Genomic DNA, 19,732 nt, shown 5'->3' with positions numbered 1-19,732 from the left:
CTTCGTCCACGAAAGGCCCGCAAGGGCCTTTTTTCTTGTCCTGAACAATCGTGGACGTGACACTTGGGGGTCGGCAATGCCCTATCCCCTGGGGTGTTTCATTTCCTCGGCCTCCACCGCGGCGAGCCGTTCTTCGCTGGCGGAAACAGATCCCATGGCTTCGTCGATCGATGCCAATGCAAACTCGCATGCCAGTCTCGTTTCTTCAACGGTGGGCTCCGGCTTCTCATCGTCGCTCGGCGGAGGCGCAAGCATGTCGCCGAGCATCATTGCCAGTTCCTGGGTATCCCATTGCTCGCCCCTTTGCTCCTTCCTCTTGATGTAATGCCGGATTTCCGCGTCTTGCTCCGGCGAGAGCGGGAGATGTCGAAACGTGTTGCTTGGGCTGGCGTCAATCATGATGTTGCTCCTGAATTTGAAATCGCCTTGCTCGAGCTGCCCCCGGTTACGCGTGCAGCCGCGGAATAACAAGGGCGACCGAACAGAGGCCTATTTGCCGCAGCGCGGAACTTGAATTCCGTCGATGCGCCCTAGAAGCTCGTCCACCTGGAGCTCGAGGATCCTGTTTCGGTTGGATTGCTTGCGGAGTTTGTTGAGCCTGATCCGCCAATACGAAGGATCACTTACGGACGATTTGTTGACGAAGGCGTGTTGGGCTTGTTCAAGCAGCCCGATCGATCGCCTGATATGTACCAATTCGCGCTCCACATCGCAGTACCAGCTCATGTTCGCCGCCTTTGATTAATATTTGCATCTTGAATCGATGCCCAGCGAGAACACCAGGGTTCGCTCGAACGGCGGCACGGGAGCCGGTTCCGACGGATGCATGCCGCACGGCACCGCGGGTCGAAGAGACGGAAAATACCGTGCGCAAGCCAGGGGTGCGGCCCAGGCTGGAGGAGGGGGAGCCATCGATATGCACATGCGGCTCGGATGAAACCATCATACGCGTATCGCCGGACAGGCAACCACTTTATTTCGGCTGGCCGCGACGAGTGCGGATGCGCGCCTCGTCATCCGCGTCACCCCGCCCCAACCGTTCCGTGTATAGTGGGTTTCCCCTTATGGAGCAACCAACATGCCAACCTATCCGTTTCTTCTCTATAAGGGGTACGAACTTCATCCCCTTGTCTTCTCCCGCACGTTCCATCGCTTTGACAGGCATTCCCGTTACGCAGAAGGGTATGACATCGCCGTGCGCATATGTCGCCCGGCCTCGATGGCAAGCGCGCCTTCAAGCCGTGTTTTCCGACTGAACCAGCCCCACACATTCTCCGACTTTGGAGTGGCGAGGCGGGCGGCCCGGCAGCAAGGCAAGGATATCGTCGACGGGAAGGTGAACGGCGCGTCAGTTGTCGATCTATGAAAGCGCCGTCCGTCGGTATCGGCCGTGCACATCGACCGGGACGGAATGCCTCATTACCATGTGCTGCGTCGTGCCGTGAGCCGACGAGTGTGCCGAATGCCGAGCGCCGTGTTCGCGCCGCGAAGCAAGCCGTCTCGTGCACCTGTCGACGGTAACCTCCGTGCACCCGCTTCGATCGCGAACGACGCATGCCCGCCATCCTGAACGACCGATGGTCCGTCAATGCCGAACGTCAATCCCGTTGGAATCGGCCGACGGAAGTGGGTCGGGAGGCAACGCCCACGAATACCGATGAAGACACATTTGATCGCGACAATGAGAATCTTGCGCTTCGCCCCAATGCTGACGCTCGTCGCCTCCCCCGTCGTTCACGCTGCCGACAGCCAGTCTTGCAGCGACGCAGTCGTCGCAGCCGTCGCCCGCTGGGCCGGTGTCGCGAGCGCGCGCATCGCCACGCGCGACGCGGACCGGCTCGTCGTCGCGTCGTCGTGCAAGGCCATGCCGAGCGCGCCGGAAACGACGATCGCCGCCGTCGCGTTCGATTCGCTGCCGGAGAGCAAGAATCCGAACGAAAGCCAAAAACTGCAGGTGGTCGCGCTCGTCGAAGGCGGCAAGGTCGTGGCGGCCGATCGATCGGTGGTCGAAGAGGATGCGGCAACGGAAATCGGCGAGAACAGCTACCGCATCGACACGGCGCCCTACCGGCTCTCGCCCGACGTACGGGCGTTCGGCGTCGTGTTTACCAGCAGCGCACGCGGGCCAAGTTGCCCCGACGCGAATGCGAGCGAAGAACTGACGCTGTGGATTCGCGAAGGCAACCGAATCCGCCCGGTGTTCGGCACCAACCTCTACGGATGGATCAGCGTCGAAGGCGACGCCTGCGGCCCTGGCGTCGGCGATGCGCGCAGTGAAGAGGCCCGCATGACGATCGCCGTCGAGAAAACATCGAGCCACGGCTTTGCCGACCTGTCGATCACGGCGCACATCACGACGACGCAGCGCAAGAACGGTGATTACTCGGATACGGGCAAGCGCACGGCGCGCACGGTCGTCCACTACGACGGCAAGTCCTATGGAATCGACATGTTCCGGAACTTCTGGTATTCGCCCGCCGCAATGAAGCGCTTCAAGTAAGACCGCGGTGAATCGCGGCGCTCCCCCACCTACTCCACCACCTTCGCCCCGATCGCCTCGGTCGGCGCCGGCATCCGCAACGCGTCATCCCGCACACGCCGCCCCTCGCGCGCCGTATAGCGATCCTTCAGCCGCAGGAACGGTTTTTCGACGAGGAAGTAACTGGCCGTCGCGGCCGCCAGCGCCCACACGATGCCGAGCGGAAACGCATGCGCGACCGGCAGATGCGGGTTCGCGAACGGCTGCTGCCACAGATAAAGACTGAACGAGATCGTACCCACGAACACGACCGGCCGCGTACGCAACCACCGTGCGCACCAGAACTCGCCGCGGAAATTCAGCACGACGATCACGATCGCGATCAGCGCGGCTTCGAGCGTCACGCCGTACGTCGCATTCCAGAAACCGCCGAGCCGGTGCTCGGCGAGCGGCATGCCGATCAGCACGACGAAGACGAGCGCCGTCACGATGCGCGCCTCGCCGCGCCACGAGCCGATCCACGCTTCGAGCCGTTCGCGGTTGAGCGACGCATAGCAGCCGATCAGGATCGGATCGACACCGGTGTGCAGCATCATCCCGAGCTGCCCGCGCAGCGCCGGCGCAACGAAATACGTGACGGTGCGTACCAGCGGCACGACCAGGATCAGCGCGGCCAGCCAGCGCGTGCCGGCGCGGCGGATGCCGAGCACGAACAGCAACGGCCAGAACCAGTAGAACTGCTCCTCGAGCGCGAGCGACCAGAAATGGCCGAGATACCACGCGCCGTCGGGGTGCAGCGCGTTGTCGCCGGTCAGCCCGAACCACGCCGAGTAGTTCCACAGATGCAGCGCCGCATAGAGCCACTGCCGACGATCGACGTCGACCCCGCCGGTGAACGCGACGATCGCAACGGCCGCGAGATACACATAGCAGGCCGGCCAGATCCGCAGCGCCCGGCGCACGTAGAACGACGTCAGCGCGATGCCGCCCGTGCGCGCGAACTCGGCGCGCAGCACATTGGTGATCAGAAAACCGCTCAGCACGAAGAAGATCAGCACGCCGAGCCGGCCGTCGGCGATCAGCCGCAACGGCGCGTACCAGCCCGTATAGCCGCCGGGCAGCACATGCTCGGCGTGACCGACGACGACCATCGCGACCGCGACGGCGCGCAACCCGGTCAACTGCGTGACGCGATGGTTCATCGGCTGGTTTCCGTTGGCACGGTAAAGGAACAGGAATCGGCCGGCGCCCGACCGGCCCGCCGACATGTCGCCGGGATTTTGTATGAAAAATATCGGAATGAAATTGCTTCAAAAATCCGCGTGGCACATGCCGCCGACGAGGCGACGCCGCGCCACGGCGCGCCCACGCCCTGCGCGACGAATGGGCATAATGACAAGCCTTGTCCGGCGGCGGCCGGTCCGATGCCTACGCAACGAATTTTGCGGCGCAGCAACATCCGCTCGACCGTACCCGTCCGCACATTGGCCCGCGCCTCGTCCGCCTCCTGTCGACCTCACCGGAGCCTGTCTGTGTACCCACCGATCGAACCTTACGCCCACGGCCATCTCGACACCGGCGACGGCCACCGCATCTACTGGGAACGCTGCGGCAACCCGGCCGGCAAGCCCGCCGTGTTCCTGCACGGCGGCCCCGGCGCCGGCTGCGGCCCGGACCACCGCCGCCTGTTCGATCCCGAGCGCTACGACATCCTGCTGTTCGACCAGCGCGGCTGCGGGCGCTCGACGCCGCATGCGAGCCTCGAGAACAACACGACGTGGGATCTGGTCGCCGATATCGAACGCCTGCGCGAAATGGTCGGCGCCGAACAATGGCTGGTGTTCGGCGGCTCGTGGGGCAGCGCGCTGGCGATCGCGTACGCGGAGACCCACCCCGAACGCGTGAGCGCGCTGATCGTGCGCGGCATCTTCACGATGCGTCGCGCGGAACTGCTGTGGTACTACCAGGAAGGCGCGTCGTGGCTGTTTCCCGATCATTGGGAAGACTTCCTCGCACCGATTCCGGAAGCCGAGCGCGGCGATCTGATGGCCGCCTACCATCGCCGGCTCACCGGCGACGACGAAGCCGCGAAACTCGAAGCCGCGCGCGCGTGGAGCATCTGGGAAGGCCGCACGATCACGCTGCTGCCCGATCCCGCGCTCGCCGCGCATTTCGGCGACGGCCACTATGCGCTCGCGTTCGCGCGGATCGAAAACCACTACTTCGTGAACAAGGGTTTCGTCGAGGAAGGCCAGTTGCTGCGCGACGCGCATCGGCTCGCCGGCATCCCGGGCGTGATCGTGCAGGGCCGCTACGACGTCGCGACGCCGGCGCGCACCGCGTGGGAGTTGTCGAAGGCGTGGCCGGATGCGACGTTCGAGATCGTGCCCGGCGCGGGGCATGCGTACAACGAGCCGGGGATTCTGGAGGCGCTCGTCGCGGCGACGGACCGGTTCGCTGCGTGATCGACGGAATGCGGCGCGGCGCGTGTCTCCGTGCCTACGGGCACGCTTACGCGCCGCCGGTCACAACGCGGCTTCGACGATCGTCCGGCCGCTGATTGCCCGTTCGACGAGCTGTTCGTCGCCGACCTTGCGGATCGCGTCGTCGAGCAGCCCTTCGGGTTCCTCGGTCGCCACCTTCAGCAAGCCCGATAGCCCGCGCGCATCGAGCACCACGAGCGTTTCCATCGAATCCGCGCGGCTCACGAGCACGCGCCGAAACGCCGGTCCCGCGCCGAAGCTCGCACAAAGCTCGATCGTCTCGTTGCCGAGCGTGTAGTCGAAGTGCTTGATCATGTCCGCCGCCGTTGCATGGAAATGGCGACGCGCGACGGCGCGGCGCCGTGACGTCGACGCACCCGCGCGTGCCGCCGGCGCGCCGGACCTGAGTCCGGACCGTTCGCCAGCACCACCATGCTAGGCGTGCAGTATTAACGAAGACTTAAAGGGTGCGAGCCCCGCCCGGCAGTACCGTCAAGCCGCATCGAGCGGCTCGACCGTCACGCCGACCTTCAGCTCCTGATCCGCGCCGCCGCCGCGGATCACGCCGCGCAGCGGCGTCACGTCGGCATAGTCGCGCCCGACCGACAGCATCACGTAGTCGTCGCCCGGCGCGCGATCGTTGGTCGGATCGAGTTGCAGCCAGCCGCCATCCTCGGGCCACGCCGGATCGTACACGTCGACCCACGCATGCGACGCGTCGGCGCCGATCAGCCGCGGCTGCCCGGGCGGCGGCTGCGTGAGCAGGTAGCCGCTGACGTAACGCGCGGCCAGCCCGAGCGAGCGCAGCGCGCCGATCATCACGTGCGCGAAATCCTGGCACACGCCCTTGCGCAACCGCAGCGCATCGAGTGCCGACGTCGTGATGTCGGTGCTGTTCGGCGTGTACGCGAAATCGGCATGCACGCGCCGCATCAGGTCCCACGCCGCCTGCACGAGCGGCCGTTGCGGTGTGAAGCTGGCAACCGCGTACGCGGCGAGTTCGGGATCGCACGCCACGTGCGGCGACGCGAACACGAACTCGCTCGCCGGGTCGTAAGGCTGCCCCGCGCGGAACCGCAAGCGGTCGCGCACGGCCTCCCATGCGGTGGCATGCGCGGCGTCCGGATTCGCGATCGACGGCGGCGGCTCGCCGCGGGCGCCAAGCGACCACATCGGCGGCGTCACGCGCACCGTGCTGCGGCTGCGCACGAGCAGCGCGTCGTGCGGCTGGTTCAGTGCGAACGACGCGCGCGCGTTGCCGAACGCGTCGATCTCGGTGCAGACCGATTCCGGCGCGGGCTCGATGTCGAGCGAGAATGACAGCACCTGCTGGCGCGGCGTCGCGAGCGGTTGCAGGCGAGCCTGGTGCTGCGCGGATTCGACACGCGCCGCGTAACGGTATTCGGTGTCGTGCGTGACGCGCAGCAACCGCCCCGGCGCGACGGCGGCCGGCGCACCCGTTGCGGCCGGAGCCGCGGCCGGTTGCTGCCGTGTGTTGCCGGCACCAGATGGCGTTCTCGGTGCGCCTTTCGTCGTCACCATAGCGTCCTGCCCGCCTCGCGCACGTGGCTGAAATAGCGCTCGCCGATTCGATTCGACAGTTCCCACACCGCCTTCACCGTCGTGTCGAGCGCGGCGAGCAGCTTGTCGTGGCGACCGCCTTCGGCGGTCTCGCACAGCTCGTGGAGCGACCACGCGGGTATGTCCGGAACCGTCTCGGCCAGCTCGGACAGCGCGTAGCCTTCGCTGCGCTCGACCTTCGTCAGCCGGCCGCGCAGCGCCTGCACGACCCAGCCGAGCGAACGCGGATTGTCGGTATCGAGCACGACGAGCGACAGCAGCGGCGCGACGTCGAAGCCGCGCTGGAACCGCGAACGGAACGTGATCGTGCTGTCGAACAGTTCCAGCACGAGTTCGAAGCCGTCCTGCCGATGCACGGCCCCTTCGTCGAACGCGAACTTCAGCACGCTGCACAGGAAGTCGAGCCGGTCGATCTGCCGGCCGATCGACAGCAATCGCCAGCCGTCGTCGCGCGTCATGTTGTCGGTCTGCGCACCGGTGATCGCGCCGAGCAGCAGCCCGAGACGCTCCAGCAACTGCAGCGCGTCGTTGCCGATCTGCTCCTCGGCTTCCGGCTGCCCTGCGCTGTCCGCGAACAGTTGGGTCGCGTCGTCGATCAGCCGCCACTGATCGCTCGACAGCCGTTCGCGGATCGCGGCCGCCGCGCCACGCATGCCGAACAGGCACGACGCGATGCCCGACGTGCGATCCCCGCCGCGCGTGAGCGACGTCGCCAGCGCGTACTGAAATGCCTGCGGCGCATCGACCGCGTGCGGCGCGTCGGCCGCGACCAGCCCGGTGTCGCGGCACAGCGTGTCGATCAGTTCGAGATGCGCGGGGCTGTCGACGTCGTCTTCGCCGCGCAGCCGTTCGAGCGCGGCGCGCGCGAGGCGCATCAGGTTGGTCGCGCGCTCGGTATAGCGGCCGAGCCAGAACAGGTTCTCGGCCGCGCGGCTCGCGATCGCGCGCGGCCGCTCGACGAGATCGTCGGGGCCGAGGTGCGTCTGCAGCAGCGTTGTCGAATCGACGATGCCTTCGGTCATCACCCACGTATCGACAGTGCTGCCGCCGCGCGGCATCGGCGCGTTGAACAGTGCGTCGCGCGTGCCGACCCGCGACAGCCCGCCCGGCAGGAGCCGCCAGCGCCGCGCGCCGTCCGCAAGCGCGAACACGCGCAGCAGCAGCGGCTTCGGCACGATCCGTGCACTGCCGTTGCCGTCGGGCGCGTCGGGCCGCGGCCAGGTCGGCGCCTGCGACAGCGGCAGGTCGGCCTGCACCGTATAGTGTTCGGGCCGCGCGAGAATCCGCGCGCGCCATTCCGCCAGTTGCGCCTGCGTGAGCCGCGCGCCGATCACCGGTTCGAACGCCCCGCCTTCCTGCACGTCGGGCGGATAGGATGCCTTGACGATGCTGCGCGCGAGCTGCGGCAGCGCGTCGTCGCACGCGGCCGCCTCGCCGCACCACCACGAATGCACGGCCGGCAGCGTCAGCGTTTCGCCGAGCAGCGCTTCCGCGAGACGCGGCATGAAGCCGAGCATCGCCGGCGATTCGAGGAAACCCGAGCCCGGCGCGTTCGCGAGCAGCACGTTGCCCGCGCGCACGGCCTGCAACAGCCCCGGCACGCCGAGCATCGAATCGGGCCGCAGTTCGAGCGGATCGAGCCACGCATCGTCGACGCGCCGCAGGATGCCATGCACCGGCTCGAGCCCGCTGAGCGTCTTCAGGAATACGCGATTGTCGCGTGCGGTCAGGTCGCCGCCTTCCACGAGCGTGAGGCCGAGATAGCGCGCGAGATACGCATGCTCGAAATAGGTTGCGCTGTGCGGCCCCGGCGTCAGCAGCACGATCCGCGAATTCTTCGCGGCGGGGCTGAGCGACTGCATGCTTTGCAGCAGCGCGCGATACGCGGATGCGAGGCGCTGCACGCGCAGCCCGCGAAACCCGCGCGGAAAGAGCCGCGACACGATCAGCCGGTTTTCGAGCAGGTAGCCGAGCCCGGCCGCGCCCTGCGTGTGCTGCGCGACGATCCGCCATTGGCCGTCGGGGCCGCGCGCGAGATCGAACGCGACGACGTGCAGCCACGTATCGCCCGGCACGCGTGCGCCGCGCATCGCGCGCAGATAGCCCGGATTGCCGGTGACGAGCGCGGGCGGCAGCAGCCCGCGTTGCAGGATCGTCTGCGGCCCGTACAGGTCGGCCAGCGTCGCGTTGAGCAGCCGCACGCGCTGCAGCACGCCGCGCTCGATCCCGACCCAATCCTCCGGTGTGACGATCAGTGGCAGCAGGTCGAGCGACCACGGGCCGACCGCGCCGTCGCCGGCGCGCTGCTCGTGCAACTGGTAGAACAGGCCGTTCTCGCGCATGCGCCGGTGCAGTGCATCGGCGCGGCGGTCGAGGTCGGCCACGCCGTCGCTGCCGATCGACGTGAAGAAACTGCGCCATGCGGGCGCAAGCGCGGGCGCGTTCAGGCCGGCCGCGCTGCCGCGCAGTTCGTCGTAACGGCCGGCGGCGGCCGGCGCCGCGAGCGCGGCGGCCAGTTCGGCGGCGTCCGGCAGGGCGCCGGTATCGAAAAGCGTGGGCATCGCGTCGAGGGCGGCGAGATGATCGAGGTCAATGGGCGGCACGATGTCGTTCCGTCGTCAGGGTGCGGCCGCGCACGCGCGCCGCCAGTCGGGCGGCAAGCCGCAGCGCGGAACCGCAATCTGCCCGCATCCTAGCACTCCGGGGGCGTCGCGACCGACCGGCGGGCCCGGAGGTCGCGATCCGCGCATCGTCGTCCTCCCTGTCATCGATCGATCACGGCCGCCGCAAGTCGAGCGTGAACGGAAATTCGCGGCTCGGCGCGGCGGCCGCGACCTCCATCCGCCCCGGCGTGTGGCCGATCTCGACGAAGCGCGCGAGCCGGCGGCTCTCGGCTTCGTATGCATTGATCGGGAACGTCGCGTAGTTGCGCCCGCCCGGATGCGCGACGTGATACCGGCAGCCGCCGAGCGAGCGTTGCAGCCACGTATCGACGATGTCAAACGTGAGCGGCGCGTGCACGCCGATGGTCGGATGCAGCGCCGACGGCGGCGCCCATGCCTTGTAGCGCACGCCCGCCACGTATTCGCCGACGGTGCCGGTCGGCTGCAGCGGCAGCGCGCGGCCGTTGACGGTCACGACGTGCCGGTTGTCGTTCAGCCCCGTCACACGCACTTCGAGCCGTTCGACCGACGAATCGACGTAGCGCACCGTGCCGCCGGGCGCGCCCTCCTCGCCCATCACGTGCCACGGTTCCAGCGCGCCGCGCAGCGACAGCTGCATCCCGTTCACCGCGATCTGCCCGAACAGCGGAAAACGGAATTCGAAGTGCGGCGCGAACCACGCCGGATCGAACGCGAAGCCGGCGTCGCGCAGCTCGGCCAGCACGTCGTCGAAATCCATCCGAAGAAATTCCGGCAGCATGAAGCGGTCGTGCAGCGCGGTGCCCCAGCGCGTGAGCGGCGTCGTATACGGCGCGGCCCAGAAGCGCGCGACCAGCGCGCGCAGCAGCAGTTGCTGCACGATGCTCATCCGCGCATGCGGCGGCATCTCGAACGCGCGCAGTTCGAGCAGGCCGAGCCGGCCGGTGGACGAATCGGGCGAATACAGCTTGTCGATGCAGAACTCGCTGCGGTGCGTGTTGCCCGTCACGTCGATCAGCAGGTTGCGCAGCACGCGATCGACGAGCCACGGCGGCATGTCCTGCCCGAACAGCAGCTTGTTGCGCTGGATTTCCGCGAACGCGATGTCGAGCTCGTAGAGCTGGTCGTTGCGCGCCTCGTCGACGCGCGGCGCCTGGCTCGTCGGCCCGATGAAGAGCCCCGAGAACAGGTACGACAGCGACGGATGGTTGTGCCAGTACGCGATCAGGCTCGCGAGCAGGTCCGGGCGGCGCAGGAACGGGCTGTCGGCCGGCGTCGCGCCGCCGAGCACGAAGTGGTTGCCGCCGCCCGTGCCGACGTGCCGCCCGTCGACCATGAACTTCTCGCTGCACAGCCGCGACTGCCACGCGGCGTCGTACAGGAATTCGGTGTGGTCGACGAGTTCGTCGAAGCTCGCGGCCGGATGGATGTTCACCTCGATCACGCCCGGATCGGGTGTCACCTGCAGCAGCTTCAGCCGTGCGTCGCGCGGCGGCGGATAGCCTTCGAGCACGAGTTTCACGCCGAGCGTGTGCGCGGTCAGCTCGATCGCGCCGAGCAGGTCGAGATAATCCTCGAGCGCGGCGAGCGGCGGCATGAACAGATACAGAATGCCGTTGCGCACTTCGACGCACAGCGCGGTGCGCGTGATCCACGCGGCCGATTCGAAACGCTCGGGCCGGCGATGCGGGTCCACGGCGCCCGCACGCACGCTCGCGGCCGCGCCGTCGTCGCGCCACTGCATCACGGTCGGCGCGGACGCCTCGCGATGCACGCCCGCCAGATAGCGCGGCGCGTCGGCCGGGCCCGCATAGCGGGCGCGCATGGCGGCAGCGGCCGGCAACGCGTCGCGCGGCGCGAACGGATCGCGCTCGACGAGGTACGGATAGTCGGCGCGGGCCGTCCACGGCAGCGAGTCGAGCGGCAGCCGATAGCCCATCGGCGAATCGCCCGGCACGAGGTACATCCGCTCGTCGCGGAAGAACCACGGGCCCGTCTGCCAGCGCGGCCCGTCGAGGCCCGGCGTGTCATCCACCCGCTTCACCGGCAGCACGTAGCCGACCACGCTGTCGAGCTGCTGCTCGAACACCTTGCGCAGCCGCGCGCGCTCGAGTTCGTCGTCGAGGCGCGCGTCGAACGGATCGACGTTGACGGGCAGCCGGCGCTCGCGCCACAGGTAATACCAGACGTCCTCGTAGCCGGGCCGGATGAATTCGCCGCTCAGGTTCAGCCGCGCGGCGAGCGCATCGATGAAGCGCTTCGCGTCGTCGGTGGTATACGCGGACGGCTCGCGCTCGTCGGCGAACAGCGACGGATCGTGCCACACGGGCTGACCGTCCGCGCGCCAGAAGATCGACAGCGCCCAGCGCGGCAATTGCTCGCCCGGGTACCACTTGCCCTGCCCGAAATGCAGGAAGCCGCCGTCGCCATATTCGGCGCGCAGCCGCTGCACGAGTTCGGTCGCGTAGCCGCGCTTGGTCGGGCCGAGCGCATCGGTGTTCCACTCGGCGCCGTCGCGATCGTCGATCGACACGAAGGTCGGCTCGCCGCCCTGCGTGAGCCGCACGTCGCCGGCGGCCAGCGCACCGTCGACCTGCGAGCCGAGCGCGAGCACGGCATCCCACTGCGATTCCGTATACGGCTTGGTCACGCGCGGCGATTCGTACACGCGCGTCACGCTCATCTCGTGCTCGAACGACACCTCGCATTCGTCGATCAGCCCTTCGACGGGTGCCGCGCTCGTCGGCTGCGGCGTACACGCGAGCGGAATATGCCCTTCCCCGGCGAGCAGGCCCGACGTCGGATCGAAGCCGATCCAGCCGGCGCCCGGCAGGTAGACCTCGCACCACGCGTGCAGATCGGTGAAATCGACCGACGTGCCGCTCGGGCCGTCGAGCGATTTGACGTCCGGCGTGAGCTGGATCAGGTAGCCCGACACGAAGCGCGCGGCGATGCCGAGATGGCGGCACAGCTGCACGAGCAGCCACGCGCTGTCGCGGCACGAGCCGGACGCGAGCTCGAGCGTCTGCGCGGGCGTCTGCACGCCGGGCTCCATCCGCACGAGATAGCCGATGTCGCGCTGAAGCTGCTGGTTCAGCGCGACGAGGAAGTTCACGGTGCCGGCCGGCGTGCGGTCCACACCGTCGAGATACGCGCGAAACAGCGGCGCGGCGCTCGTCTGCGGATCGCACGCGAGATACGGCGCGAGCTCGGTCTTCAGCGCGTCGTCATAGCTGAACGGATATTGCTCCGCGCTCGCTTCGAGGAAGAAGTCGAACGGGTTGTACACCGACATCTCGGCGACGAGATCGATCGTGATCTCGAAGTGCTCGGTGCGCTCCGGAAACACGAGGCGCGCCAGATAGTTCGAGAACGGGTCCTGCTGCCAGTTGATGAAGTGCTGCGCGGGCTCGACCGTCATCGAGTACGCGAGGATCGGTGTCCGGCAATGCGGCGCGGGCCGCAGCCGCACGACCTGCGGGCCGAGGTTGACGAGCCGGTCGTAGCGATAGCGGGTGGTGTGATGCAGCGCGACGTGGATGGACATGGGAGCTCGGGTCGGGTTGGGCCGGCCGCGCACACCGCGTCGCTGTCGACGCGGCGGCCCGGCATGGCGGATTCGGCGAAAGCGCGCCGCCGGTCAGACGAGTTCCGGCGACTGCACGACGCTGATCTCGACGGCGACGGCCGTCGCACCGAGCCCCGTCACCGGCTGCGCGTCGCGATGGTCGAGGCCGACCGCGATGCGCACGTAGCGTTCGTCCGGGCAACGGTTCATGAACGGGTCGAAGCCGACCCAGCCGAGCCCTTCGACATAGGCCTCGGCCCATGCATGGCCGGCCGGCTGCTGCATCAGCGACGCGGCTTGCGGCTGCGCGCCGAGCGCCGCCTGCGGCTGGCCTTGGGATTGCGATTGCGATTGCGATTGCGATTGCGCGGCATGCGACGCGCCGAGCGCCTGCTGCATGCCGTCGCCGCTCTGCAGCGCGAGCGCCGCCTCCTCCTCGACGTCGCCCGCATGCTGCTTCGAATCGGCGATGCGCTGCATCGCGCTGTCGGCCAACACGTAGCCCGAGATGTAGCGCGCGGGGATCTTCAGCACGCGTGCGGCCGCGATGAACGCGTGCGCATGGTCGCGGCTCGTGCCCTCGCCGCTTTGCAGCGCGGTTTCCGCATCGACGGGCGCATCGGCCGCCAGGTTCGGCGCGTATGCGATGCGGCCGTGCACTTCCGTCATCAGCCAGTGCAGTGCGTCGAGACCGTGCGGCTCGATCGGCAGCGCGTCCGTGAGCGCGCGCACGGTGTCGCCCGCCTTCGTGAGCGCGGTCTCGCGCTCGAAGATCCACGGCGGCGCATAGCCTTCGGAATTGCCGAGAATGCCCGCGCGGTCCTGCGTCTCGACGACGCCGGCCGCCACGACCACGATCTCGTCCTTCGCGCCGCGATCGTGGCGCACGAGGTCGATCCGGTTGCCGAGCCCGTCGGCGTACGACAGCGTCGGCTCGACGCCGTCGATCGTGACCTGCCACGCGCGCACCGTCTGCCCGGGGCCGGATTGCGGGCGCAGCCGCAGCCGTTGCAGCGCATGGCTGGCTTGATCGTCGAACCGATAACGCGAAATGTGTCGAATGGCGAGTCGCATGGCAAGCCTCAGTCGAAGTTGTAAGCCTGGGCGATTTCGAGCCCGAGGCTGTTGTTGCGGCCGATGAAGTCGGTCAGGAATTCGTGCAGGCCGCTCTTGAAGATCCGCTCGACCGAGGTATCGGACAGCAGTTGCAGGATCTTCGTGGCCGTGTCGTGACACGGGTGTGTCACGCCGTAATCCTTCGCGAGCAGGTTCAGGCTCGACACGACGCGCCCGTAGCAATAGCGCAGCGAACGCGGCATGCGGCCGTTCAGGATCAGGTAGTCCGCGATGTTGAGCGGCTTGTACTGCACGTCGTACACCCAGCGGTACGAACGATGCGCGGCCACGCAGCGCAGGATCGTCTCCCACTGGTAGTTGTCGAGGATCGTGCCCACGTGCGACACCGACGGCAGCAGCAGGTGGTACTTCACGTCGATGATCCGCGCGGTGTTGTCGGCGCGCTCGATGAATGCGCCGATCTGCGCGAAATCGAAGATCTCGTTGCGCAGCATCGTGCTGTAGAAGCTGCCGAGGATCAGCGCGGTTTCGCGCTTCACTTCGTCGAGCACGGCCGGCAGCTCGCTTTCAGGCACCGGCTGCGCGAGCGCGCGGCGCAGCGCGAGCCACGCGCCGTTCACGCTTTCCCACGCCTCGCGCGTGAGCGCCGTGCGCACCATCCGCGCGTTCGAGCGCGCGGCTTCGATGCACGACAGCACGCTCGACGGGTTGTCGCGGTCGCGCAGCAGGTAGTCGGTCACGGTATCGGCCGCGTACGCGTCGTATTTCTGCCGATAGCCGTCGTCGGCGCCCGAGCTGACGAGCACCGACGACCATTCGGCCGGCGCGTCGGCCGTGCGCGTGAGCGCCATCCGCAGCCCGGCATCGACGATGCGCGCGATGTTCTCCGCGCGTTCGATATAGCGGTACATCCAGTAGAGCCCGCTTGCAGTACGTCCCAGAAGCATCTCGTGTCCACTCCGTCTTCGTTCGGTTCGCGCGCCGGCTCCGGCGCGCGCGGTCGCGTCCGGCTCAGTCGGCCAGCACCCAGGTGTCCTTGGTGCCGCCGCCCTGGCTCGAGTTGACGACGAGCGATCCCTCCTTCAGCGCGACGCGCGTGAGCCCGCCCGGCGTGATGCGGATCCGGTCCGACACCAGCACGAACGGCCGCAGGTCGACGTGGCGCGGCGCGAGGCCGGCGTCGGTCAGGATCGGCGTCGTGGACAACGCGAGCGTCGGTTGCGCGATGTAGTTCGCGGGACGGGCGCGCAGCTTCGCGGAAAACGCGTCGAGTTCGGCCTTCGACGCGCACGGCCCGACCAGCATCCCGTAGCCGCCCGAGCCGTGCACTTCCTTCACGACCAGTTCGTCCAGATGCTCGAGCACGTATTTCAGGCTGTCGGCCTCGCCGCAGCGCCAGGTCGGCACGTTCTCCAGCAGCGCCTTGCGGCCCGTGTAGAACTCGACGATCTCCGGCATGTACGAGTAGATCGCCTTGTCGTCGGCGATGCCGGTGCCGGGCGCGTTCGCGATCGTGATGTTGCCCGCGCGGTACACGTCCATGATGCCGGCCACGCCGAGCACCGAATCGGGGCGGAACGTGAGCGGATCGAGGAACGCGTCGTCGACGCGGCGATACAGCACGTCGATCGGCTGGAAGCCTTCGGTCGTGCGCATCGCGACGCGGCCGTCGATCACCTGCAGGTCGCTGCCCTCGACGAGGTGCACGCCCATCTGGTCGGCGAGGAACGAATGTTCGTAGTACGCGGAATTGTGGATGCCGGGCGTGAGCACCGCGACGGTCGGGTTGTCGGTGTTGCCGCCCGGCGGGCACACGGCCGCGAGCGACTGGCGCAGCATCTGCGGATAAGTTTCGACCGGGCGCACCTTCACCTGCTGGAACAGCTCCGGAAAGAGCTGCATCATCGTTTCGCGGTTTTCCAGCATGTACGACACGCCGGACGGCGTGCGCGCGTTGTCCTCCAGCACGTAAAACTCGTTCTCGCCGGTGCGCACGATGTCGACGCCGATGATGTGCGTGTAAACGTTTCCGGGCGGCCGGAAGTCGATCATCTCCGGGATGAACGCGTCGTTGTGCGCGATCAGGTGCTTCGGCACGATGCCCGCGCGCACGATTTCCTGGCGGTGGTAGATGTCGTCGAGGAACGCGTTGAGCGCCATCACGCGCTGCTCGATGCCGAGCGACAGCCGGCTCCACTCCGCCCCCGAGATGATGCGCGGGACGATGTCGAACGGAATCAGCCGCTCGGCGGCCTCCGCGTCGCCGTAGACGGCGAACGTGATGCCCGTCTTGCGGAACACGCCTTCCGCATCGTGGGCCTTCTGGGCGAGGCTCGCGGGATTCTGCGTGTCGAGCCATTGCTTCAGGCGCGCGTAAGGCGCCCTTACCATGTCGCCGGATTGCAGCATTTCATCGAATGGCTTCATCGATTTTTTCTCCATCGATCGTTTTCCCCGGCATTGCGCATGCCGGACCGGCGTAACCAATGCTTTGCAAGGAACGTGCCGTGTTCGCTCCCGTCGATATCCCCCTGTTTTTGCGCCGCGCCGGGCACGCCCGCGCCACGTTTCGCACCACAACGGTGCATCGCCGACGCGGCGCGCACTCTCGGTGCGCCGCCGACGCGCATGGCCGATGCTGCGCCGCATCCGACGAACATAGTTCTCCCGCGTGTCACGGATGTGCAATCTGCACCGCACCAAAAGCGACGAGGCGGGCACCGGCCCGAGCGGGCGGGCCGGCACGCACACGGCGCAGCCGGCCCGGGGGAAGCGCCGTCCGGGCGGGCCGGACAGTCCGACGCGATGAACTGTCCGGTTAACTCGGTCCGGCCCCTCAACGCTATGTAGCCGTAATCCCGCCGACAACGCCCATGCATATTTCGACTGACACCGATCGAAAAAAAACATCGGCCCGACCGACGCGATGCGCGGTACGCTAGAACGTTTGCGCAGCAGACGGCGCCCCCTTTCAGGCGCCCGACTATAAAAAGCGAAGATCGAAATGGAAGCAAAGTGGCTGGAAGATTTCCTGAGCCTGGCGGATACCAAGAGCTTTTCCCGGGCCGCGCGTCATCGGCACCTGACGCAATCGGCGTTCAGTAGACGAATCGCCGCCCTCGAAACCTGGATGGACGCGAAGCTGGTGGACCGGAGCATCAATCCGATCGCACTGACGCCGGCCGGCCAGATGTTCCGCGGGCTCGCCGCGGACATCCTGCGCAGCATGTATGCGGCGCGCAATCTCGTGAACGGCTACGACCAGTTCGCGGCCAGCGACCAGGTCGTGCGCTTCGCCGTCGCGCATACGCTCGTGTTCACGCTGTTTCCGGAATGGCTCAAGCAGCTCAACAGCGAGGTCGGCCACGTGACCGCGCGCGTCAATGCGGTGAACGTGCCGGAAGGCGTGCAGCAGCTCGTCGAAGGCGAATGCGACCTGTTGCTCGGCTATCACCATCCGCAGTTGCCGATCGTGCTCGATCCGAACCACTTTCCGTTCGTCAGCCTCGGCGTCGAACGAATCCTGCCCGTGTCGTCGCCCGATGCACGCGGCAAGCCGGTGTTCCAGCTGCCCGGCACGCCCGATGCGCCGCTGCCGCTGCTCGCGTATTCGTCGGGCGCCTTTCTCGGCAACATCGTCGAGATGCTGCTGCTGAACGCGACCGAGCCGTATGTGCTGCACCGGTGTTTCGAGACGCACATGTCCGAGGCGCTGAAAGGCATGGTCGTGGCCGGGCACGGCATCGGCTGGCTGCCGGAAAGCTGCGTCGCGAAAGAGCTCGCGGACGGCACGCTCGTCTGCGCCGGCACCGGCGACTGGATCACCGAACTCGAAATCCGCCTGTATCGATCGGCGCGCAAGCGCGGGCTCGCGGCCGAGCAGCTGTGGGCCTACATCATGAACCGGCCGCGCACGGCCCTCGACGCGGCGATCGGCACCGAAGAGGCGGCCGCGCCGGCAATGCGCGGCGCGCGACGAAGCGCGGGCGGCAGTCGCTGAACGCCGTGTCCGCGCCGTGGATATCCATGGCGCGCATGCGTATTCTTTCGACGGCAATCGATAATCCGCCGGATTCCATAAAATCCCTCACCTGCCCCCAATCCGCCGCCATTAAAACGCAAACGTTTGCGAATCCGTGTCGTACTTTTTACTGCTTCCCGTATTAAGTAAGAATATTCGGACCGATTTTCCAGACAGAAATACCTTGTTACACAAGTTTCTATTTACCTGTAACAGCCGGAATGATCAAAAACGTCGCACCCTCATTTCTCGACATGCGGCCTGTATCCGAACATTCATCGATTCTTCTCGAATACAGGCGCAACAGTTTCTTTTATCAGTCGTTATTTTTCGGCACGAACGTCGATACCTCCGACGTGATTCAAAGCGTGCTCGATCATCGCTACCGGTGAGCAATTTTCATGTCCGGGAATATCGACTTTATTCAGAATTAGGACATCCTTACCAATCCATCTTAATCCTATTTAGATAGGATCTTTCGCTCCCGTCCCATTCGGGTCACACGCGGTTGTTGGTTCAAAAGCCATCGTGTATCAATAGCGTGTCGCAAAAAGAACGTTGGCAAATTCGACTCCGAGTCGATGCGCGTCATCGATTCCGGACGGGAGATTGCAATGTCACCTTCGCTTCGACAGCAGGCTCGCCCTTTCCTGAGCGTCGTGCTCTCCACGCTCTGCATGAACGCCATGGCCCAGACATCGGCGGCCCCGCCGCCGGCGTCCGGTCCGGGGGCAAACCGGTACGTGATTTCGTATATCTGCGGCGATGCGCGGATCGACGGCACCGCGCCGCTTCCCCCTGACGGGCGCCCGTACAACCTGGGCGTGTCGTTCGTGTCGGGGAGCACCGGCCAGCCCCTCTCCAACGTGCAGGTGCGCCTGCGCCGGCATGGGCGCGTGCTCGTCGAATTCAATGCATCGGGATCGCGCTGCCTGTTCAGCGTGCCGGACGCGAGCTACCGGGTCGAAGGGACCTATCAGGGAGCAACCCAGTTCGCGATCGTCGAGACGGGTGCGCTCACGACGCAGTTGCGATGGTGAAACGTCGCACCGCCCCGCTCCGATCGCGTCATTCATGGAACGCATCGAATCCAGGAGACTTGAATGCCCCGTCCAGAACGACCGGACGACTCGCCCGACCGTCAGCCGAAACCGTCGTGGGGTCCGGGAAAGAATGCGGCGCTCAGCGTCGCTGCATTTGCCGCGATCTTCGGCGCGTTCGCGTACGTCGAGCGAGACACGAGGATCGGCCACGCGAGCGTGACGCACGATATCGCCGGCGTGATCGGCAACGTCGTCGGCAAGTACCGCCAGCTCATCGTCGCGGCGACGGGCGGCTCGTCCCACACAACGGCGCCCGCCGGCTCGACGTCGACGGTCGCGCAGGCCGGGCCGGTTCCGCCGTCCGCCTCGACGGCGCCCGCCGTGTCGGCTCCGGCCGAACCGGCCGTGCCGCCGCAAGCCACGGCCCGCTCCGACACGAGCCCACCGCGCGCCGCGCACGTGCCGCCGACGAAGCTCGCGGCGAGCCCGCACGCGGCGTCGACCGGCAGTCGCTCGGCGCGCGCCGGCGATGCGCACCGGACGTCACGCTCGCAGGCGCTGGCACGCACGAGAAAACGCCCCGACCCCGCGACGGAACGGCAGCCGCAGTCGAGCCTCGCCGGCACGCCGCACATGGAGACCGCCCGCGTCACGCACGATGAGCTGGAAGGCGCCCGCGCTCTGGCCAAGGCGCGCCGGTGCGCAGAGATCGACGAATGGAGCTGCGTGGAGCAGAACGCGAGCCGAGCACTCGCCATCGACCCGACGAACAGCGAATCGCGCGCACTGCTGGGGCAGGCGATTCGCAACCGCCTGTGAACCGGCCCTCGGGCGTGCA

General features: G+C 67.1%; 16 protein-coding genes. 6 read left to right on the top strand and 10 right to left on the bottom strand.

The window, feature by feature from the left end; translation table 11 throughout:
• Positions 1-81: 81 nt before the first annotated feature.
• Complete coding sequence (locus tag QZM15_RS01475) at positions 82-399, bottom strand: hypothetical protein (RefSeq protein WP_059639304.1); 318 nt, start codon at positions 397-399, stop codon at positions 82-84.
• A 90-nt stretch (positions 400-489) separates the two neighbouring features.
• Complete coding sequence (locus tag QZM15_RS01470; RefSeq protein ID WP_059582368.1) at positions 490-726, bottom strand: hypothetical protein; 237 nt, start codon at positions 724-726, stop codon at positions 490-492.
• A 352-nt stretch (positions 727-1,078) separates the two neighbouring features.
• Between QZM15_RS01470 and QZM15_RS01465 the strand changes: the two genes are divergently transcribed.
• Together QZM15_RS01465 and QZM15_RS01460 are read left to right on the top strand one after the other, a co-directional pair.
• A complete protein-coding gene (locus tag QZM15_RS01465) occupies positions 1,079-1,366 on the top strand; it encodes a hypothetical protein (protein ID WP_081059131.1) in 288 nt (95 codons plus the stop codon).
• Between the two features lie 315 nt (positions 1,367-1,681).
• Positions 1,682-2,500, top strand: a complete 819-nt coding sequence (locus tag QZM15_RS01460; protein ID WP_302105976.1) for a multidrug ABC transporter ATPase — start codon at positions 1,682-1,684, stop codon at positions 2,498-2,500.
• Between the two features lie 29 nt (positions 2,501-2,529).
• Here QZM15_RS01460 and QZM15_RS01455 read toward each other — a convergent pair whose 3' ends face one another.
• Positions 2,530-3,681, bottom strand: a complete 1,152-nt coding sequence (locus QZM15_RS01455; RefSeq protein WP_302105635.1) for an acyltransferase — start codon at positions 3,679-3,681, stop codon at positions 2,530-2,532.
• A 330-nt stretch (positions 3,682-4,011) separates the two neighbouring features.
• Between QZM15_RS01455 and pip the strand changes: the two genes are divergently transcribed.
• Positions 4,012-4,944, top strand: coding sequence for a prolyl aminopeptidase (pip, locus tag QZM15_RS01450; protein WP_059639302.1), 933 nt, complete (start codon positions 4,012-4,014; stop codon positions 4,942-4,944).
• Positions 4,945-5,004: 60 nt separating this feature from the next.
• Here the strand turns inward: pip and QZM15_RS01445 are convergent, their stop codons facing one another.
• The 7 genes from QZM15_RS01445 to QZM15_RS01415 all read right to left on the bottom strand — a co-directional run bounded on the left by QZM15_RS01445 (position 5,005) and on the right by QZM15_RS01415 (position 16,257).
• On the bottom strand, positions 5,005-5,277 hold the full coding sequence (locus QZM15_RS01445; protein ID WP_059582375.1) for a hypothetical protein: 273 nt from the start codon (positions 5,275-5,277) through the stop codon (positions 5,005-5,007).
• Between the two features lie 177 nt (positions 5,278-5,454).
• Positions 5,455-6,504 (bottom strand): transglutaminase family protein, encoded by a 1,050-nt coding sequence (locus tag QZM15_RS01440; protein WP_226222408.1) that lies wholly within the window; start codon positions 6,502-6,504, stop codon positions 5,455-5,457.
• Positions 6,498-9,104, bottom strand: a complete 2,607-nt coding sequence (locus tag QZM15_RS01435; RefSeq protein ID WP_124859429.1) for a circularly permuted type 2 ATP-grasp protein — start codon at positions 9,102-9,104, stop codon at positions 6,498-6,500. The genes QZM15_RS01440 and QZM15_RS01435 overlap by 7 nt, the downstream gene beginning before the upstream one ends.
• 214 nt (positions 9,105-9,318) lie before the next feature.
• Positions 9,319-12,732 carry a DUF2126 domain-containing protein gene (locus QZM15_RS01430; RefSeq protein ID WP_302105634.1) on the bottom strand — a complete coding sequence of 1,138 codons (3,414 nt, stop codon included), beginning with the start codon at positions 12,730-12,732 and terminating at the stop codon, positions 9,319-9,321.
• 93 nt (positions 12,733-12,825) lie between these two features.
• Positions 12,826-13,827 (bottom strand): transglutaminase family protein, encoded by a 1,002-nt coding sequence (locus QZM15_RS01425; RefSeq protein ID WP_060311117.1) that lies wholly within the window; start codon positions 13,825-13,827, stop codon positions 12,826-12,828.
• Between the two features lie 8 nt (positions 13,828-13,835).
• Positions 13,836-14,777 carry an alpha-E domain-containing protein gene (locus QZM15_RS01420; RefSeq protein WP_059582387.1) on the bottom strand — a complete coding sequence of 314 codons (942 nt, stop codon included), beginning with the start codon at positions 14,775-14,777 and terminating at the stop codon, positions 13,836-13,838.
• 64 nt (positions 14,778-14,841) lie between these two features.
• Positions 14,842-16,257: a circularly permuted type 2 ATP-grasp protein gene (locus QZM15_RS01415; RefSeq protein WP_059582390.1), complete on the bottom strand. Its 1,416-nt coding sequence runs from the start codon at positions 16,255-16,257 to the stop codon at positions 14,842-14,844.
• Between the two features lie 577 nt (positions 16,258-16,834).
• On the opposite strand from QZM15_RS01415, the gene QZM15_RS01410 reads away from it, so the two are divergent.
• The 3 genes from QZM15_RS01410 to QZM15_RS01400 all read left to right on the top strand — a co-directional run bounded on the left by QZM15_RS01410 (position 16,835) and on the right by QZM15_RS01400 (position 19,713).
• Complete coding sequence (locus QZM15_RS01410) at positions 16,835-17,830, top strand: LysR substrate-binding domain-containing protein (protein ID WP_059582392.1); 996 nt, start codon at positions 16,835-16,837, stop codon at positions 17,828-17,830.
• Positions 17,831-18,465: 635 nt separating this feature from the next.
• The gene (locus QZM15_RS01405) at positions 18,466-18,891 is read left to right on the top strand and encodes a hypothetical protein (protein ID WP_060311732.1); all 426 of its coding nucleotides are present in this window, start codon (positions 18,466-18,468) and stop codon (positions 18,889-18,891) included.
• 63 nt (positions 18,892-18,954) lie between these two features.
• The gene (locus QZM15_RS01400) at positions 18,955-19,713 is read left to right on the top strand and encodes a hypothetical protein (protein WP_302105633.1); all 759 of its coding nucleotides are present in this window, start codon (positions 18,955-18,957) and stop codon (positions 19,711-19,713) included.
• The last annotated feature ends 19 nt before the right edge of the window (positions 19,714-19,732 follow it).

The sequence above is a fragment of the Burkholderia sp. AU44665 genome, assembly GCF_030504405.1.
In the GTDB taxonomy this organism is placed as follows: domain Bacteria; phylum Pseudomonadota; class Gammaproteobacteria; order Burkholderiales; family Burkholderiaceae; genus Burkholderia; species Burkholderia semiarida.
The sequence above is the reverse complement of the archived record's forward strand: the minus strand, read 5'-3'. Positions and strand labels throughout refer to the sequence as shown.

Bases quoted from the DNA above. Each gene is read 5' to 3' on its own strand.
- QZM15_RS01475 (WP_059639304.1), bottom strand. From the start codon at position 399: ATGATTGACGCCAGCCCAAGCAACACGTTTCGACATCTCCCGCTCTCG.
- QZM15_RS01470 (WP_059582368.1), bottom strand. From the start codon at position 726: ATGAGCTGGTACTGCGATGTGGAGCGCGAATTGGTACATATCAGGCGA.
- QZM15_RS01465 (WP_081059131.1), top strand. From the start codon at position 1,079: ATGCCAACCTATCCGTTTCTTCTCTATAAGGGGTACGAACTTCATCCC.
- QZM15_RS01460 (WP_302105976.1), top strand. From the start codon at position 1,682: ATGAGAATCTTGCGCTTCGCCCCAATGCTGACGCTCGTCGCCTCCCCC.
- QZM15_RS01455 (WP_302105635.1), bottom strand. From the start codon at position 3,681: ATGAACCATCGCGTCACGCAGTTGACCGGGTTGCGCGCCGTCGCGGTC.
- QZM15_RS01445 (WP_059582375.1), bottom strand. From the start codon at position 5,277: ATGATCAAGCACTTCGACTACACGCTCGGCAACGAGACGATCGAGCTT.
- QZM15_RS01440 (WP_226222408.1), bottom strand. From the start codon at position 6,504: ATGGTGACGACGAAAGGCGCACCGAGAACGCCATCTGGTGCCGGCAAC.
- QZM15_RS01435 (WP_124859429.1), bottom strand. From the start codon at position 9,104: ATGCCCACGCTTTTCGATACCGGCGCCCTGCCGGACGCCGCCGAACTG.
- QZM15_RS01430 (WP_302105634.1), bottom strand. From the start codon at position 12,732: ATGTCCATCCACGTCGCGCTGCATCACACCACCCGCTATCGCTACGAC.
- QZM15_RS01425 (WP_060311117.1), bottom strand. From the start codon at position 13,827: ATGCGACTCGCCATTCGACACATTTCGCGTTATCGGTTCGACGATCAA.
- QZM15_RS01420 (WP_059582387.1), bottom strand. From the start codon at position 14,777: ATGCTTCTGGGACGTACTGCAAGCGGGCTCTACTGGATGTACCGCTAT.
- QZM15_RS01415 (WP_059582390.1), bottom strand. From the start codon at position 16,257: ATGAAGCCATTCGATGAAATGCTGCAATCCGGCGACATGGTAAGGGCG.
- QZM15_RS01410 (WP_059582392.1), top strand. From the start codon at position 16,835: ATGGAAGCAAAGTGGCTGGAAGATTTCCTGAGCCTGGCGGATACCAAG.
- QZM15_RS01405 (WP_060311732.1), top strand. From the start codon at position 18,466: ATGTCACCTTCGCTTCGACAGCAGGCTCGCCCTTTCCTGAGCGTCGTG.
- QZM15_RS01400 (WP_302105633.1), top strand. From the start codon at position 18,955: ATGCCCCGTCCAGAACGACCGGACGACTCGCCCGACCGTCAGCCGAAA.